Source organism: Methanohalophilus sp. DAL1 (genome assembly GCF_001683555.1).
Classification (GTDB): Archaea; Halobacteriota; Methanosarcinia; order Methanosarcinales; family Methanosarcinaceae; genus Methanohalophilus; species Methanohalophilus euhalobius.
The window spans coordinates 1-16,094 of the sequence record NZ_MAFX01000020.1 but is presented as its reverse complement, the minus strand read 5'-3'; the positions used below and the strand labels follow the sequence as shown (position 1 = coordinate 16,094).

Here is a 16,094-nt window from a genome sequence, read left to right as displayed (position 1 = left end):
ATGTTAGATATTGATGCATTATTAAATATGATGAAATCGTAGTTCCACCGTATTCTACATATCGAGGAGAAATGATTATGACATCCACACGTTTTGTTATCACTGTAATTGGAATAGATAAAGTTGGGATAGTAGCACATATAACAAATGTACTAGCCCAATTCGAGGTGAACATTGTGGATATAAGCCAGACTATAATGGAAGATCTGTTCACCATGATAATGCTGACAGAGACCAAAAAAAAGGGATTTGACATTGATGCGTTCCAGAATGCAATAAATGCTGCTGGAGATGAACTTGGTGTTGAGATCCAGGTACAGAAAGACGATGTATTCCGCTTCATGCACCGTATCTGAATTCCCAAAAGAGGTGGTATAAATGTTCATTCATCCTGAAGAAATAATGGAAACTATTCATATGATTTCCAGCATGAACCTTGACATACGAACTGTCACAATGGGAATCAACCTGCGAGATTGTGCTCATCCTGATATTGAGACCTTTAATGGCAACATTCATGAAAAAATGACACGTTGCGCCAGCAAACTGGTTGATGTTGCAGACGAAGTCGAACAAATGTATGGCATACCCATAATCAATAAACGTATATCTGTTACACCAATTGCCACAATTGCAGAAACATTCACACAGAAAGAGATAGTTTCCATTGCAAAAACTCTTGACAGAGCAGCCAATGAGATTGGAGTTGATTTCATAGGTGGTTTCACCGCTCTTGTCCATAAAGGGATGACAGCGGGTGACAGAAGACTTATTAATGCAATCCCTGAGGCTCTTGCAGTTACGGAAAAGGTTTGTTCTTCTGTTAATGTGGCAACTACGAAAGCCGGCATAAACATGAATGCTGTGAATCTTATGGGAAAAGTGATTAAAGAAACTGCAGATCTTACCAGGGATAGGGACGGTATTGGCTGTGCTAAACTCGTAGTTTTTGCAAACGCCCCGGAAGATAATCCTTTTATGGCTGGTGCTTTTCACGGAGTCGGTGAGACTGATTGTGTCATAAATGTGGGCGTGAGTGGCCCCGGTGTAGTGAATTCTGCTATAAGGGATCTGGATAATCCTGACCTTGGAGAAATTGCTGAGTGTATAAAAAAAACCGCCTTTAAAATCACAAGAATGGGAGAGATGACCGGCAGGGAAGTATCCCGCAGACTGGAAGCTGATTTTGGAGTTGTGGATCTCTCACTTGCACCCACACCTGAAGTTGGTGATAGTGTAGCGGCTATCCTTGAGGCAATGGGTCTGGAAAGCTGTGGCACCCACGGAACCACAGCTGCTCTTGCATTGTTGAATGATGCGGTAAAGAAAGGTGGTGCAATGGCATCATCTTCTGTAGGCGGACTAAGTGGGGCCTTTATACCTGTAAGCGAGGATGCAGGAATGATAGAAGCCGTGAAACGTGGTTCACTGAAACTGGATAAGCTCGAAGCAATGACATCGGTATGTTCGGTTGGATTGGATATGATTGCAGTTCCCGGAGATACTTCATCCTCTACGATTTCGGCCATTATGGCCGATGAAATGGCTATAGGAATGATAAACAGGAAAACAACAGCAGTGCGCATCATTCCTGCACCAGGCAAAATGACAGGAGATATGGTTGAGTACGGAGGATTGCTTGGAAGCTGTCCGGTCATGCCTGTCCACAAATTCAGTTCTGAAGAGTTTGTTAAAAAGGCAGGGCGTATCCCGGCGCCAATACAGGCACTCACAAATTGAAAGTGTCAAAAGTGGAATTACAGAGTTCTTTACTCTTTTCCACAATATCATCTACAACTTTCTTTTTGTTTGCCATTCCATTGATGTCAACAACAATATCTGCATATTTCCGGTACAATTGCCATCTTTCCAAATACAATTCCTTAATTCCTTTTTCCCGGAAACCCACAATCCCCCTTTTCCAGGGATAGGATATTCTTTTTCTTATATTGGGAAAGGTATCATCAAGAAGTATAATCAAAGATTTTTCAGAAAGAATTTTCATTGCAGTTTCTGAATAGATTGCACTACCACCCGTAGAAATCACAATTTTATCCTCTAAATCCAAATCTAGTATGGCATCCTCTTCAACTTTGATAAAAGCTGAATCTCCTTTTTCGTCAAGATAATCCTGTAAAGGTCCACCTATTCTCTGCTCGATAAGGTCATCCACATCAACAAAGTTATAGCCTAAATGGGAGGCAAGGAGTTTACCAATAGTGCTTTTTCCGACACCGGCCATTCCAATTAGGGTAATGATCATAAATATCACTTGGTTTTATTAGGGAATAAATGCAATGTTTGCAAATTAATGAATATTTACTAATTAAAAATTTTAATTCATCGGTTAGGTATATACGTTATAGTATCATAATTATTTTCGGGTCTATTCTAGGGAGGTTTCAATATGAGTGAACTAAGCAAAGAGACTATAGTTTCGGAAATGATGGAAACAAACGAAAAAAACCCAGTGGGTCACGCTTTAAAGATGTTGACAGACTTCAGTGTGGAAACAAAGAGAGGAACCGTAAACGGCAAAGCGGGCGATTATATCGTCAAACGTAATAACGGGACCGTTTCTGTACTTAAATCTTCGATGTTCTTCCGAAAATACCGAGTCCTGCGTTGACAAAGGGCTTATTAATCTAACTTTTTCGAACACATTCTGGCCATCTTGGATATTCATCTTTCTGAGGATTTCTATTTGTTATAATACTTTCAGATGGCAATAGCAACTGTTATTAATATACTCCTTCATTGTGCAGTCAGTTCAACAGGCGGTATATGAATGGAAAAGGGTAGATTACTTGTTTATTTATCTATATTTACTATAATGGGATTGTCCAATGCAGTGATACCTATCCTTCCTGAACTTGCAGGACTTGGATCTGGGAATCATGCAGTCGAATTGTCAAGTCTTCTTTTTTCTGCCTACTTTATAGGAGCTCTACTTACGATGCTGCCATTTGGAATACTGGCAGAAAGATATGGCTTTATGAGATTTGTAACAATCAGCCTGGTGCTAACCTTTTTTTCAGGAGCTATAATGCTTTTTACCAATGAAATTCACCTGCTGATTCTTGCAAGGTTGATGGAAGGGACTGCTTGTGGCGCATTTTTCCCTGCGGCATTTTCTTATCTTGGTTCATTCAACAAGAGAAAACAGTATATGGGAGAATTTAATTTCCTATTAAATGCAGGACTTGCTGCAGGTGTTGCTTTAAGTGGTCTTTTGGCTACTATGGGCTTAAAGTATGGTATCATGGCTTTTACAATTATATCTTTCTTGACCCTTATTGCAGGGATTGGATACCTGTACAAAAATGGCCGGAATAAAGAAAAATTGCAGTCTCCAATTATTGCTGAAATCCGGCAAAAAGTCTCCACAACCTCAGGATTTTTGGTAGACAGATCTTATACGGGTATCTGGATAATCGTTTTTGTACTGATAGGTACCAATGGTGTATTACTCGCTTTGTATCCTGATTACAGTACAGGCATGCTTTCCAAAGCCGAACTGGGAATCGTCATTGCCGTAAGCTATATCAGCACAATGATATCTTCCATTTGGATTTCACATACATCCGTGGAATCAAATAAAATGATCAATATGGGCATTGTGATAGCAGCTTCAGGAACTCTGGCGACCATATGGTTGCCCTTTGTAGGATTTGCTTTGCTGGGATCCGGGTCAGGACTTGCAATGGTCGGATTGCCAACACTGTTGGCGTCTATGAGTAAGAACAAGGGTATCACAATGGGCCTCTACAGCACATGTACTTATGGAGGTCTTGCAATCATGCCTATATTTGCAGGAGCCCTGTCGGGATTTGTGGGACTGGAAATAATATTTGCGATTTTTGCAATTCTCCTTTTCCTGACTCTTTTTGTTAATTATAAAACAAGGTTAAATGAAAGTATATAAGTTAAAAAGGATATTTTTCATATTGGTAGTCAGTCCCGGCATTCAAGTTAGATAAAAGTTTTATTAAAGTGGGGATGTACCTATTCCCATAATTGTCAATTGTGTTTCCATGGGAGGATGTTTCCACCCTTCGGGAATTACTTTCTTTTCCTTTATATTGAAAGATATCTGATCTTTTTTGATACCACAACTTTTCATATATTCAAATAGTACATTTTTGCCGTTATCTATGGAATAATCATAGGCCTGAGTGTAAGTCTGGAAACTCTTTCTTCCATTTTGGGAAAAAACAAGGAAATCCTGATCGGGTTCGGATAAGGATGCAGGCCTTATAAGGTATTCAAGTCTTTTGATTCCTTTACCATATAGAGCCCCAATTGCATTTCCTACACTTGCATGGTCGGGGAGAATGATGTCAGCGTCCACAATTTTCCCAAGTGATTTTACATAGGAGGCTACAGGGCCACCAATAAGAACTACAGGTGATTTCATTTTAAAAGTAGCAGGATAATTACCAGTAAGGGTTTCCATTATACTCTCTTTTTCGATATTAGGGAGGGCGAAGCATATTAGGTCATATGCCATATTGAGAGCAAATTTTTCTTTCAGTGTTTCACATATTTCAAATTTGCTGCTAAAAGCAAACCTTGCAAGGATGTCAGCCCCTATTGATGCGGCCTCTACATTCCATTGTTCATAATCTCCCAATACATGTAATACATCTGTCGGAGTAAAACCTATAACCCTTATGAATCGTTTGCTTATAAGTAAGTCCAACATATTTGATGAAATGTGGCTCTTGGTGAGGGATGTCAGTTCCCTGTAAGACATCGGTTCACTACCAAGTACATCAAGTATTTTTCTTTCACTGTCTGTTAACTCATGTTTGCCAGAGCCATTTTTTACGAAAAATCTGGCTGGTTGGATATTTTCATCAAAGAGATCCCTTTGTGGATTAGAAGCATTTTTTAATTTCGATATGAATCCCGGGTACATTTCTGCTGCAACACATAGAGGAATTAAGCGTCTGGGTCCTATGAAAAGTTCTCCTTTACGCGTCCAGATTCCACTATCCCCTCCCATTGCAGAGGTCTCCATATGAATTGCACGTACTCTGGTTTTCCATCCTCCTACAATTCCGCCAGACTCACTTAGTTCAGGGACCCCCTTTGAAATGGATGAAATATCAGTACTTGTGCCCCCTACATCTATTGTGACACAGGTATGCCTCCCGCTTAAATGAGAAGCTCCGATAAGACTTGCAGCCGGTCCTGAAAATACGGTTTCTATAGGTTTTTTGAGTGCATCCTCGATACCTGTTACAGAACCATCACATTTAAGCATCAAGAGTCTGGCACTTATCCCTCTTCTTCTGATGAGGATTCTGATAAACGTTCCTCTTCCAGAACTTCGATAAAATTTGTTCTTATTATTGTTCCATTTGCCTGTTTCCCAGTCAATTATTCTGAAATATCTGCTTATTTTTAGATAGCTTCCGCTCTCAGGCCATCACCCCTTTTCTTTTTAACGTCCTCATTTGATGCAAATTGAAACAAAACGCCGTAACCATCATTTTTAGATTTACTCTTTTAACCGTCGTAACCATCACCTTTCCCGCTTTGAATACGCCTTTTGTCACCGCATACACCCTTTCACAGGGCATCCTCTGTACACTAATCCTGTCATTACGCATAATCTGTTTGATATTTAGTGGCTTTCCTCTTACCGCTCTTTGCATCGTTGCCGCAAATCCCTTTGCCTCCACTCCAAAATATCCCTTATCCCTATACACCACTTCTCCTTTTTTTGACAGATCCACCTGTGAATCATGTACTGATGCCACAGTCGTTTTAAACCTTCGAATCAACTCATTCTCCTTATCAATAATCGTATGCAGTTTGTACCCAAAATATGATTTGCCACCTTTTTTTGACCAATTTCCATCCCTGCTTCTTCTTGTTTTTGCCTCATCACCTCTCATTTTCTCCTGATTGGCATGTCCAGGTTCTGCAACAATAAAGGTTGCATCCTGAATCATTCCCTTTTTAATTTCCAATCCTCTACAATCAATCTGTCTTTGTAGTTCTCCCCATATTTGTTCTTCCAGTCCCAATTTTGCAATCCTCTCCCTGAATGACCATACAGTTGTGTCATCAGGTATTCGTTTTGGAAACCCCAGGAATTTTCTGAATGAAATGCGATCAATACATTGTCGTTCAAGTTCTGGATCTGAAAGACCATGCCATTGTTGTAATACAAGCATTTTGAACATCATTACAACATCATTTTCAGGTCGACCACCTTTGTCTGTCCTGTTGATATACATTGATTCCAGTATGGGACGAAATGGTTTCCAGTCGATTAGCTTGTCTATTTCAGATAGTTTGTCACCAGCAGCTATCAAACGGTCATATTCCTGTTTCAGGGTGAAATTAATGAAAGTACTCATATAACTAAATTTATCTTGATTAGATATAAATATTGTTGTTTAGTTTGGGTGAGAAGAGGAGTTAATCAGAAATCTCTGATGTCTTTGATTATAGTTTCAATAAATTGCTTAATTACAGGAATAAGCCGTGCATTCAGTGTAGCTGTTACAGCTCTTTCATAGGCTCCTATATCCTGAGAGAGCTCATGACCACAAACAACTGGCATATCAACAATTGATTGAATCAATTCTCTTGTTTTTATTTCGTGATCCGGATTACGGATGCTGAAATGGGATGAAATTGCAAATGCAGATACTTTATCCTTTACATCCTCAACAAAGGACTCGATGGGCTTAACATCAAGTTCTTGCATTTCCAGGCCTTCGTGATCATGGCCACCTTTTGCATGAAATATATGCTGGGAAGGAAAACCTTCGCTTTCGCTTCCGTGTTCCCCAATAAGTATAAGTGCTACGGGATAGCCGGTATTTTCAAGGACCGTGTTTGTGGCAAGGGTTGTAGAGACAGAAACGACTGCAATATCTTCAAGATATTGAAAATCAAGTCCGTCAATTGAATTTTCGATGCCTTCAAGTAAATCAGGATATGTTGTAAGTGCTTTGTTTGAACTGACTACTTTTCCTGAATTGTTTTCAATGATGACTACATCAGTATAAGTTCCACCGGCATCTATGCCCAGACTATATTTCATATAAAGTTCCCCTTCTTTTTTGCAGGTTCAATATGTACGGTAACATCCCTGACTGATGAATAACTTGCTTTTAAGGATGATTCTATTTGTTCAACAATTGGTTTGGTCTGGATGATCTTTATTTTTGGATCCATACATACATGTAAATCAACATAAAGGTCGGAATCAGTTCCGTGTGCCCTTACATTGTGACATTCACTGGCCCCATCTATTGAGTTTACAAGATTGCATATTTGCTTTTCATCCAGGCTAAATGTGTCACTCAAAAAACGGCTGCTTTCCCAAATTACAGAAAGGGTTTCTTTTACCAAAAATGAAAAGAAAAAGATTGAAAGGACAACATCCAGGAAAAAATATCCATGTTCAATACCTACCAGACCTATTAATGTAATAATGGTTAAACCCACTTCTTTTTTGATATTGTTAGAATTATTATATTTTTTTTCTTCCTGCAATGAGAATTGAACTTTTTTCATGAAATAAATTAACAAAAGATAAAATATGACAGAGAGCAGGACTATAATGTATCCGGACATATCAATAAACGGAACTTTCTGATAACTATATTTGCCTATAAGTGAATGGCCTATTAAAATTAAAGAAATTATTCCAATTCCAAGAGCTACCAGAAACTGACCCATTTTTAAATATTTAGAATAACCATAAGGGTGCAGGGAATTAGGTGAAAGGGAAGTGACATAAAAACTACCGGCAATAGACACGATTGAAAATCCTCTCAACAGTGAATAATATCCACTGGTCTCCAGGTAGATTATATCATAAAAATATCCATACAATATCTTTGGTATGGAAATAAAAAAAATCAGGAAAACAAATATGAAAAAATATTTTTCCAGCAATGTTTTCCTGCACATTTCCATTCCTCCAAAACAAATGACATAAATATATCCCTATATTTTGTTTTAAATACCTGGAGCCACAGGTTTCTCACAGATTTCATTCAGTACCATAGCAAGAGCTGTATATAGTGATCCAAATCCCAGGAGTAATCCATCTATACCTGCAATAACAAGTAAACCGCTCATTCCTGTAGCATTGCTAATTGCAAGCAGGATGAACAGGATAAACAGGGTAAGGAACACAAACTGCATGGCTCTGCTGCCATTGCTCATTTTCAAGGTACCTATAAGCATCACAAAGGTGTAAACACCCCATATGAAAAGATAGGCAGCCATTGATATTGGTTCAGCTGCAGCGGCCAATCCAAGAGCCTGCAGAATAATTAGCCCTGCAAATGAGAACCAGAAAAGCCCGAATGCATTAAAAGCAGTTCCGGCAAATACATCTCCTTTCTTCCATGCCATTATTCCTGCAAACACCTGGGCAAATCCTCCCAGGAATATTGCCATTGAGACTACCATTGAATCAAGTGGGAATAAACCTACATATGTCAGGCTTAGCAAAACTGCTGAAAGCCCAAGTCCAGTGAAACCAAGTGGTGCCGGGTTGGCCGTTTTATCAGCTACTTCGGCTTGCACCATTTCAATATTTCCTTCCATAAATATCACCTCTATCATTTGAGTCAATAGATCGATACAGACTAAAAGTTACAATAACTCACAATTGGTTAAAACTAAAAAAATAGGAGTAAAGGGAGGTTGTAAGTATTGCATTGCTTTTATATCTCCTCCTTGTTGTTAGCTACGCTATATAGAAGATTACAAGGTGATTGGGGCTGTGGACCCTTAAAGAGTCCACAGCTTCTGTATGTTTGCTGTTCAGAGACCGTAGTTCTCCGGCCTGAATACCTTGACTTCCTGTTTGTATTGTTCAAGGGAGTCGCTGAGGAACTTATCTGAATCATCAGTAAGTCCGGCCAGAGCCTTGCTTGCATCGGCAAGTGCATTCTTTTCGAATCTGGTCATCTGTAGTTTTGAGTCTGCGTTTTCAAGCAGGTTCACACACTCTACAGCAGCGTTCTTTGCACGCAGATAGATATCATCTGAATCCTTGACAATTGCTTCACCGATCTTGTAGGCATTGTCATAGGCCAGGATGTATCCCTGTGGGTCCCTGTACTTGTCGGAGAGAACCATCATGTCCCTGAGGTTCTTGGATTGACCTGTCTGGAGGGAGACATTCATCAATGCACAGTCATATGCAAGGGATTCACTCCAGCACTGTACAGTTGTACCACCGAATTCACCGTGATATTCTACGGATTCATTGGACCAGAGGTCACAGCACTGCATTACAAGGTTACCCATTACATCGGAGTGAGCACATGTGGAAGACTTACCTTCCTGGGATATTGGGGCACCTGCAATGGATTTTACAATGGTGTTCTCGTAACCACAGTCTTTACCCGGACCAACTGCACCTGCTTCATAGGCGGCAAGGGAACGTGGTGCGGATATGGCCCTGGCAATTATTGCAAGGGTATGGGCCAGGTTTTTGTCAAGAAGTCCACCTGCAATGAACATTGCAGTGTTTGCCTGTGCACAGTCAGTATCACCAGCTGCGACGACATTGTTCTTCTTGGCAATTCCCGCAATGTCCTGCCAGATGTATTCCATGTCCATAGTACCCAGGCAACCAATTGCAAAAAGCATACCCGGTACATCATTTCTTAGAATTGCACGGTCAAAGACTTCTTTACCACCCATAGTTTCGATGGATAAGAGATCTGCACCGTTTGATGCAACTTCTTCGAAGGATTCCATAAGGGTGTTGTATTTTTCTCCCCTCAACTGCAGATAATCACGGTCTTCACGAATGTCACCAGGAGTGTGTCTCAGAGCGCATTTGATGCCGTATTCATCATGGTAATCTTCCATAATGGCTTTCTGTGCATTTGCGACCTCTCCACCCCAGGTTGGGTTATTGGTCATCTGCTGAACGTGCTCTGTTTCCAGTACAACTGCCGGGAAACCTACCTGGACCATCCTTTCCATTATGTCACGGGTAATACGCTCATATTCCTTTACAAGTTTCTCTTTGGTCTCACCGGCTTCTGGCCTTGGTGCATAGTTTACTTCAGGTGTGGTGTAACCGGCACCAATCTCTAAGTCCAGCCCTGCTTTTACAGGATTGGGGGACTTTCCAAAAATCATATCGTCTGCGCTGGCATATGCCATCTTGGTGTATCTGTTTACTGTCATTTTGCTCACCTCTTCAGTGTTGATGGAATTGTTCCTTGAGTTTGCCAAGATCTGCGCCTGCAAGAATTGCCTCTGCCATCTTTGGTGCATCGGCAGCCTCTTCTCCGTATACTCCTAGTTCATAGGTTGATACGAAGTCCTGGTTTACAGCACCGCCACCACACTGGTATGGAATTTTTATGCCTGCTTCAAGAAGCCTGTCATTGACAGCCTTGAATGCATACATTGTTGTGGTCATCAAAGCGGTTCCTGTCACCATCATTGGCTTTTCTTTCTTCACAGCTTCAATTACCTCATCTACCGGTACATCACGTCCAAGATCCACTACATCGAAACCATTTGCTCTCAGGAGGGCTGAGACAATGGATTTACCGATATCATGCACGTCACCTTCTGCAACATGGCATACGATCTTACCTTTGGATACAGGTGCTTCCTTGGCTTGGGATTTACAAAAATCAATACCATCAAGCATTGCATCTGCAGACATCATTACGTTTGGCAGGAAAATTATTCCTTCATCGTAGAGTTTTGTTACCACTCCCATTCCTACCATCAGGGCATCATCTATTAAGGCAATTGGATCCTTACCGGCATCAATTGCTTTCTGGAGGCCCTCTACTGTGTCATCTTCTTCTCCCTCATAGATTGCTTCTGCAATAGGGCGAATCAGATCGTCTTTTGGATAAAGTTCTGCTGCCGCGTCATCCGGCGTCATTGCTTTTTCCATTTTGACGTTATATCTTTCCAGAATTTCACTGGGATCTACGTCCAAACTGGTCATTCTACACTTCCTTCCATATTTGTTTCAAATATATTCAGGGTCAATGCCTGATGGCGATTGGCCCTACTCCAATCTTTTGTGAGGTTTAATCAAACCTCATCTTAAAGTGAGATTCTATACTATATAAACATTTCTATTGTTCAATGGTTGTATATAAATGTTGTCCATTATTTTTAATTCAAATTAACTATTTTCTATAGTAAGAAATACATCTCTTGATTGCTTTTTTTTGAGTATATTTGCACAAATTCAAAAAATAGGGATTATTAGTTATACTAATAATTATATACTATAATGAAATGAACTGGCTGAATAGATAATATAAATAGATACCTACAATCGAATAAACATAAAATATAATTGGAAGTATACATGATTTGCTGCATAGCGTTTTTAATATGAAATTAAAAACAATTAAATTATTAGGTGGTAGATAGAAATAACTATATATAGGAAAAATCTGGAAACACCAAACTAGTAGTTAAAATTATAGAAATTAAAGGCCATAATTTGATGGATCAAAAGTATCCACTTCAGATGAATAGATATCCAGACAATTACAAATAAAAGATTCCATATTTTCGTCTAATGATTTCAGGTCATTCCGGGCCTTTTTTATTGTAGCTTTTTCAAACTTGGATAACTCCAGAAATCCTTCGGAACCACTTTCGATTAGTTCACAAGCTTTCATGCCTGCCTCTTTTGCCCTCAGGTACATGTCATCCGGATGGGCAGTTATTACTTCTCCAATACGGTAGGCATTATCATAAGATAGTATAAATGCCTGTGGATCCCTGTATCTGTCCGAAACCATTAGCACATCACGCAGGGTTTTGCCAACTCCGGCTTCCAGTGCGGTATTCATCATGCTGCAATCGTAAGAAAGAGTTTCTCCCCAACATTGCACAGTGGTTCCTCCAAAATCTCCCCGGTATTCCACGGATTCATTTGACCAAAGATCGCAACACTGCATGGCCATGTTGCCCATCAAATCAGAGTGGGCGCATGTAGAACCTTTGCCTTCCTGGGAAATGGGGTAACCGGTAATTGCCTTAATAATATTATTCTCATATCCACAATCCTTACCCGGACCAACTGCCCCTGCTTCATATGCAGCAAGGGATCTTGATGCAGAAATTGCCCTTACAACAGATGCCACGCTATGGGATAATTTGAAGTCAAGCAGACCACCTGCAACAAACATTGCAGTGTTTGCCTGTGCACAGGCCGTATCGCCTGCAGGTACTACTTTATTTTTTTTTGCAATACTGCAGATATCCTTCCATATATATTCAACATCAAGAGCGCCAAGTATACCAACTGAAAAGACAACTCCCCGCATGTCATTCCTCAGGATTGAATGATCAAATACTTCTTTACCCCCCAGGGATTCAATCGACAACATATCCGCTCCTGAAGAAGCGATTTGCTCAAACGATTCAAGTATCCGGGAATAAGCATCCCCCCGCAGATCAATTCTTTCCCTGTCTCCCCGGACATCACCAACTGTATGCCTGAGGGCACATTTGATGCCATATTCATCATGATACTCTTCCATGATTGCTTTTTGAGCAGTTGCAATATCACCTCCCCATTCAGGGTTATGTGTCATTTGTTGCACATGTTCAGTTTCAAGCACGACTGATGGAAAACCAACCTGGACCATCCTTTCCATTATGTCACGGGTAATACGCTCGTATTCATTTACAAGAGTTTCCTTATTTTCAGCCGCATCCGGTCGGGGAGCATAATTAATTTCAGCAGTTGTGTACCCAGCACCAATTTCCAGATCAAGACCGGTTTTCACAGGATATTTTGAGTGGCCAAAAAGAAGGTCTTCAAAATTGTCATATTCCATGGAAGAATAACGTTTAACAGACATAATATAGATCTCCTTAGTGTTTATGGAAAGTATCCCTTAATTTCTTTATATCCAATCCGTGCAGGATGGAATCTGCAATTTTGGGTACGTCTGCAGCTTCCTCGCAATATACTCCCAGATCATAATTAGAAACAAAGTCCTGGGTTACAGCACCTCCACCACAAACTACAGGTACATTTATATCACTTGCCAGCAGTCGCGAATTCACGTCTTTGAAAGCATGCATTGTAGTGGTCATCAAGGCGGTTCCAGAAAGCATGATGGGTTTTTCTCTTTTGGCTGCGGCCACAACTTCTTCAACAGGCACATCTTTTCCAAGATCAATAACTTCATAGCCATTGGCACGTAAAAGAACAGTTACAATCTTTTTCCCGATGTCGTGAATATCACCCTCTACAACATAAGAAATGATCTTGCCCTTTGATTCATGAGTCTGTTTGGATTGTTCCTTGCAATATTCTATACCTTCAATCATTGCCTGGGCAGAGATAATAACATCCGGCAGGTACAGCAACCCGTAATCATAGAGAGTAGATACTACTTCCATTCCTGCCATTAGAGCATCGTTTATAAGTGAAAGAGGATCGACTCCGGAATCAATTGTATTTTGCAAAGCAGCAATAACTTCATCCTCATCGCCTTCAAAAACAGCTTTGGCGATCTGACGAATATGGGGGTCTGTGGGGTAAAGCGGTTCTGCCACCTCTTCAGGAGTCATGTCGCTTTCAACCAATATGTTGTAGCGTATCAAAGTATTTTTAGGATTGATATCTATCATTTTTGCTCCCCCCTTTACTTGCAATCCTTTAGTTTACTATGCATCTGCATTAATAATTTATGAATCTATCGTCATTCAACAATTCGATTGACAACGACGACCACATCACTACCGTTCCATTCCCCCCTTTGCATTGTAGTATCGACATTTATTAGATTATTATTTTTGTCCATCAATGTGAACAATTTTTTCTGTTTGTTGCCATTGAGTGCTTCGTTAAAGGCTTTTGCAGCATCAAGTACCTGAGTATGAGAATGAATTCTTACAAAATTCATACCTGTTATTTCCTGTTTGGAATATTTCAGGGTTTTTGCAACATTAAGATTGGAATAAAGGATGCAGCCTTCTGAATCCACCACAAAAATCAGCTCAGGTATTGTGTCAAAGAGCACCTGTAAATCATACTGCCCTTTCTGAATACCTGCCTCTTTTTCAATCCTGTCAAGCACAGAACCTATCTGGTTTGCCACAGTTTCAAGCGAGTTACGTATAGAATATGGAATCTCATAATTTTCATGGGATGCCAAAAACAGTACTGCAGATAAATTATCATTGGTTATTACAGGTATAATGGCTGTTGCCAGGAGGCTATCCTTGCTCTTGTTGGATTTAGAGAAGGGATAAATCTCAGAATAAAGTTTATACACGGGATACTGTACTGACAGGAATCTTCCTCTAAGTGAATCTTTTTCAATTGTAGAATGTTTTTCAACAAAATCATCGGAAATATTACGATGGGCTACAATATTAAGGTCTTTACTGGATTTGTCAACAATATAGAGGACACCTGCATCCACACCTTCAATATGAAGGGCCAGCTCGAGTAACTGATCAAACATTTCTTGCAGATCACCGGTGGGTGTCAGGAAATTCCCAATATCAGTATCAATATCTAAAAAACGATTTACTCTTTTTCTTTCAGTGATATCAAGGATTATACCCTGATAGTGGCTTATATTATTATTTTCGTACTGGATGGAACCTCGTTCTTCAACCCAGCGCACGTCTCCATTTTTTGTGATTATGCGGTATTCCAGATTGTAATCCGACATTCCTTCATCTGAATATTTTGCAAGCTTCTGATGGACATAATCGAGATCAGAGGGATGTATTATATCTCCATATTGTAATTTTCCGGAAGTAAACTCCTCGGCCCTGTAACCAAAATTTTCAATGTTTTCAGATACAAATTCCACCGGCCAATCTTCCTCCGGAGCCCAAAAGAAAACTATTGCAGGACTGGTACGAATTACAGACTGAAGCACTTTTAGAACTTTAAAAGTTTCAAGAAGTTCGTTCTCCTTTTCTTTTTGTTGTGTAATATCGCTTATAAATGCCATTACTGCAGGTTTGCCTTCATGGTCGATTACAGATGTGCTTACGATTACAGGTATTTTTTTGCCGTTCTCTGTAACCAGTTCAATTTCATCCCTGGAATGAGACATCTCCTTTTGCTGTATATACTGCTGGTTTTTTTTTGTCACCATACGGCGATATTCTTCAGCAACGTAATTCCTAAAATCCGTATCAAGTATTGAATCACAATCGTTGCCCACGAATTCACAAAACATCGAATTTGCAAATTTAAGTTTACCATCCTGAATTACTACTATTGCATCATTGCCGTTTTCCACAAGGGAAGAATATTTGATTTCAGAATCACGTAACGATTTCTCGGCCATTTTATGTTTGATTGTAGTCCATATATCCTGTATAAAAAGTTCTAATTGATTTTTTTCCATTTCTTTAAAAGCTATATTCCTGCTAAAACCTGCAACAATTACAAGCTGTTCATTTTCAAAAGTAGGTATTTCGACAGTTTTTCCCGCATCCATAACATTGGATTTTCTATCTTTGAACTCAAAATACTCAATTCTTCCGGATACAAATGATTCCAGATCTTCTGCATCAGGAGCATACAGTATTTTTTCAGGGTTGCCATCCATCCCCACCTTGCAAAAGTAGCCCCAATCGCTGTCTGTAAATTCAACTGTAAGTTCAAGAGCAAAACGAGCTATTTCATCGAAAGAAAAAACTTCCATTCGGTTTAATTTTAAAAGGGCTTCAAGTCGGGATTTGTTCATTTGAAAAGTGGCTTCAGCACTTTTTTGCAGGGAAATGTCTTCAAAGATGCCGATTCCACCCTGTAAAACACCATCCAGGAGCAAGGAATTGCATGTAATTTTTATAGATTTGGATGAATATTGAGTGTTAACCTCGTATTCTCCCCTGTAAGAAAGAGCGTTTCCGGAAAGCACCTTTTTTATCTGGCCAGACACATCCTTATCGGGAATATAATCAAAAATTTCAGGTTCTTTCTTTTCATCAATAATAGTCTTAAATATAGAATTGAAGGCTTCATTAGAGTTGCTTATTCTGCCTTTCCTGTCAAAATAAACAATCCCAATAGGTGTCTTTTCAAATATTGACCTGTATTTCTTTTCAGCCTCTTTGAGATGTTC

Annotated in this window: 14 protein-coding genes and 1 pseudogene; 4 read left to right on the top strand and 11 right to left on the bottom strand. The window is 39.8% G+C overall.

The genetic code is table 11. From position 1 onward, the window contains the following. Window positions 1–77: 77 nt before the first annotated feature. A complete protein-coding gene (locus A9957_RS05130) occupies window positions 78–356 on the top strand; it encodes an ACT domain-containing protein (RefSeq protein ID WP_096711362.1) in 279 nt (92 codons plus the stop codon). A gap of 22 nt (window positions 357–378) precedes the next feature. After that, the gene (locus A9957_RS05125; RefSeq protein WP_292343411.1) at window positions 379–1,740 is read left to right on the top strand and encodes a PFL family protein; all 1,362 of its coding nucleotides are present in this window, start codon (window positions 379–381) and stop codon (window positions 1,738–1,740) included. Here A9957_RS05125 and A9957_RS05120 read toward each other — a convergent pair. Next, window positions 1,730–2,263 carry a shikimate kinase gene (locus A9957_RS05120; protein WP_128754090.1) on the bottom strand — a complete coding sequence of 178 codons (534 nt, stop codon included), beginning with the start codon at window positions 2,261–2,263 and terminating at the stop codon, window positions 1,730–1,732. The genes A9957_RS05125 and A9957_RS05120 overlap by 11 nt on opposite strands. 144 nt (window positions 2,264–2,407) lie before the next feature. Between A9957_RS05120 and A9957_RS05115 the strand changes: the two genes are divergently transcribed. Together A9957_RS05115 and A9957_RS05110 are read left to right on the top strand one after the other, a co-directional pair. Beyond that, entirely contained in the window at window positions 2,408–2,629 is a 222-nt protein-coding gene (locus A9957_RS05115) for a hypothetical protein (RefSeq protein WP_072360989.1), read from the top strand. 159 nt (window positions 2,630–2,788) lie between these two features. Further along, window positions 2,789–3,925 carry an MFS transporter gene (locus tag A9957_RS05110; RefSeq protein WP_292343409.1) on the top strand — a complete coding sequence of 379 codons (1,137 nt, stop codon included), beginning with the start codon at window positions 2,789–2,791 and terminating at the stop codon, window positions 3,923–3,925. A gap of 63 nt (window positions 3,926–3,988) precedes the next feature. On the opposite strand, the gene A9957_RS05105 is transcribed toward A9957_RS05110, so the two are convergent. The 10 genes and pseudogenes from A9957_RS05105 to A9957_RS05060 form a co-directional block, all read right to left on the bottom strand. After that, window positions 3,989–5,302 (bottom strand): hydantoinase/oxoprolinase family protein, encoded by a 1,314-nt coding sequence (locus A9957_RS05105; protein ID WP_292343422.1) that lies wholly within the window; start codon window positions 5,300–5,302, stop codon window positions 3,989–3,991. 124 nt (window positions 5,303–5,426) lie between these two features. Then, the gene (locus A9957_RS05100) at window positions 5,427–6,374 is read right to left on the bottom strand and encodes an IS5 family transposase (protein WP_096711639.1); all 948 of its coding nucleotides are present in this window, start codon (window positions 6,372–6,374) and stop codon (window positions 5,427–5,429) included. Window positions 6,375–6,448: 74 nt separating this feature from the next. Next, window positions 6,449–7,066: pseudogene (locus tag A9957_RS05095) on the bottom strand (hydantoinase/oxoprolinase N-terminal domain-containing protein); the annotation flags it as partial. Then, complete coding sequence (locus A9957_RS05090) at window positions 7,063–7,941, bottom strand: cation diffusion facilitator family transporter (RefSeq protein ID WP_165868946.1); 879 nt, start codon at window positions 7,939–7,941, stop codon at window positions 7,063–7,065. The pseudogene A9957_RS05095 and the gene A9957_RS05090, both read right to left, overlap by 4 nt. 48 nt (window positions 7,942–7,989) lie before the next feature. After that, window positions 7,990–8,586: an acetate uptake transporter gene (locus tag A9957_RS05085; protein WP_292343407.1), complete on the bottom strand. Its 597-nt coding sequence runs from the start codon at window positions 8,584–8,586 to the stop codon at window positions 7,990–7,992. Between the two features lie 219 nt (window positions 8,587–8,805). Further along, window positions 8,806–10,188 (bottom strand): methanol--corrinoid protein co-methyltransferase MtaB, encoded by a 1,383-nt coding sequence (mtaB, locus tag A9957_RS05080; protein WP_292343405.1) that lies wholly within the window; start codon window positions 10,186–10,188, stop codon window positions 8,806–8,808. A 13-nt stretch (window positions 10,189–10,201) separates the two neighbouring features. Next, on the bottom strand, window positions 10,202–10,972 hold the full coding sequence (mtaC, locus tag A9957_RS05075; RefSeq protein WP_096711370.1) for a methanol--corrinoid protein MtaC: 771 nt from the start codon (window positions 10,970–10,972) through the stop codon (window positions 10,202–10,204). Between the two features lie 496 nt (window positions 10,973–11,468). Next, window positions 11,469–12,854, bottom strand: a complete 1,386-nt coding sequence (gene mtaB / locus A9957_RS05070) for a methanol--corrinoid protein co-methyltransferase MtaB (RefSeq protein ID WP_292343403.1) — start codon at window positions 12,852–12,854, stop codon at window positions 11,469–11,471. A gap of 13 nt (window positions 12,855–12,867) precedes the next feature. Then, window positions 12,868–13,632, bottom strand: coding sequence for a methanol--corrinoid protein MtaC (gene mtaC, locus A9957_RS05065; protein WP_292343401.1), 765 nt, complete (start codon window positions 13,630–13,632; stop codon window positions 12,868–12,870). A gap of 71 nt (window positions 13,633–13,703) precedes the next feature. Further along, window positions 13,704–16,094: PAS domain S-box protein (locus tag A9957_RS05060; protein WP_292343400.1), on the bottom strand; the 2,391-nt coding region annotated here is incomplete at its 5' end.

Excerpts from the sequence above, each read along its gene's own strand:
- mtaB (WP_292343403.1), bottom strand. The coding sequence starts at position 12,854 with ATGTCTGTTAAACGTTATTCTTCCATGGAATATGACAATTTTGAAGAC.
- A9957_RS05125 (WP_292343411.1), top strand. The coding sequence starts at position 379 with ATGTTCATTCATCCTGAAGAAATAATGGAAACTATTCATATGATTTCC.
- mtaC (WP_096711370.1), bottom strand. The coding sequence starts at position 10,972 with ATGACCAGTTTGGACGTAGATCCCAGTGAAATTCTGGAAAGATATAAC.
- A9957_RS05085 (WP_292343407.1), bottom strand. The coding sequence starts at position 8,586 with ATGGAAGGAAATATTGAAATGGTGCAAGCCGAAGTAGCTGATAAAACG.
- A9957_RS05110 (WP_292343409.1), top strand. The coding sequence starts at position 2,789 with ATGGAAAAGGGTAGATTACTTGTTTATTTATCTATATTTACTATAATG.
- A9957_RS05130 (WP_096711362.1), top strand. The coding sequence starts at position 78 with ATGACATCCACACGTTTTGTTATCACTGTAATTGGAATAGATAAAGTT.
- A9957_RS05115 (WP_072360989.1), top strand. The coding sequence starts at position 2,408 with ATGAGTGAACTAAGCAAAGAGACTATAGTTTCGGAAATGATGGAAACA.
- mtaC (WP_292343401.1), bottom strand. The coding sequence starts at position 13,632 with ATGATAGATATCAATCCTAAAAATACTTTGATACGCTACAACATATTG.
- A9957_RS05100 (WP_096711639.1), bottom strand. The coding sequence starts at position 6,374 with ATGAGTACTTTCATTAATTTCACCCTGAAACAGGAATATGACCGTTTG.
- A9957_RS05120 (WP_128754090.1), bottom strand. The coding sequence starts at position 2,263 with ATGATCATTACCCTAATTGGAATGGCCGGTGTCGGAAAAAGCACTATT.
- A9957_RS05090 (WP_165868946.1), bottom strand. The coding sequence starts at position 7,941 with ATGTGCAGGAAAACATTGCTGGAAAAATATTTTTTCATATTTGTTTTC.
- mtaB (WP_292343405.1), bottom strand. The coding sequence starts at position 10,188 with ATGACAGTAAACAGATACACCAAGATGGCATATGCCAGCGCAGACGAT.